2 protein-coding genes are annotated in these 1,016 nt (G+C 50.2%); both read left to right on the top strand.

Annotation, left to right across the window (positions count from 1 at the left end; all coding sequences use genetic code 11):
* Positions 1 to 298 (top strand): hypothetical protein (locus ACESTR_RS16225; RefSeq protein ID WP_278734844.1); only part of this gene is annotated, 298 nt, incomplete at its 5' end.
* 167 nt (positions 299 to 465) lie between these two features.
* On the top strand, positions 466 to 1,016 hold a 551-nt coding region (locus ACESTR_RS16220; protein ID WP_373179452.1), incomplete at its 3' end, for a ParA family protein.

Here is a 1,016-nt window from a genome sequence, read left to right as displayed (position 1 = left end):
AGCGAGCACCTTTCGTATGCCGAAAAACTTTTCGGCATACAAAGGTACAGCTCGCTGTTGTCTGGCGACAACAAAAATCCGCGCCGGAGAATCTTTGAGAGAAGTTTTGAAAATCCTCCGTTACGGTTTCCATAGCCGGGTCTGTTCCCGGTGCAATATTACAACCGTTTCGGGGCAAAAAAAAGCCATCGGTGCGGACTGGAGCGGACTGGAGCGGACATCGGAACCGAAGCGTTTTACCCTGTTGTATATTGCGGCAGGATTGATTATTCGGGCAACTGCGCGAATCGCAAAATAAGTATCGGTTCAGACGGATACCCGAATCTTTAACCGAGTATCTGCGCAAAGGAACGAAAGGGCGGCAGACCGAATAATCATCCAATTATTCGTCCAAATATAAGGTAGTATATATAAATGATTTGACAGACGCATAGTTACCCAAACAACCATTTAAACACACAAGCAATGAAACAAGCAAGCATTTCGATCTGCAATCAAAAAGGGGGCATCGGGAAATCGACATTTACGATGTTACTCGCCAGTCATCTGCACTACACATTAGGCTATGACGTGCTGGTCGTAGACTGCGACTATCCCCAATGGTCCGTTCAGGCGCAACGTGAGCGGGAACTGTCGCTCATCGAGCATGACGATTACCACAAGCTGTTGCTGGTACGTCAATTCAAAGCGACGGGCCGCAAGCTCTGGCCTGTGCTGAAATGTATGCCGCCTGAAGCCCCCGAAGAAGTCGAGCGGCTGCTGCAAAGCGGCTACCATCCCCGTATCATTCTCTACGACTTGCCGGGAACGGTCAATGCCGAAGGTGTCATTCGGCTGCTCGCGTCGCTGGACGCTGTCTTTGTGCCCATGAAAGCCGACAAGGTCGTCATGGAAAGTACGCTCTCCTTTGCCCGGAGTCTCACCACTAACCTTGCCCAAGATCCGACCCTTACTTTACAAAGCGTCTATCTTTTCTGGACGATGATAGACCGTCGTGAACGAACGCCGCTTTACGA

It is taken from the genome of Alistipes sp. DJF_B185 (assembly GCF_964250025.1).
Taxonomy (GTDB): Bacteria; Bacteroidota; Bacteroidia; order Bacteroidales; family Rikenellaceae; genus Alistipes; species Alistipes finegoldii.
Note: the sequence above shows the minus strand (reverse complement) of the source record. Positions and strands in the feature narration are given on the sequence as shown.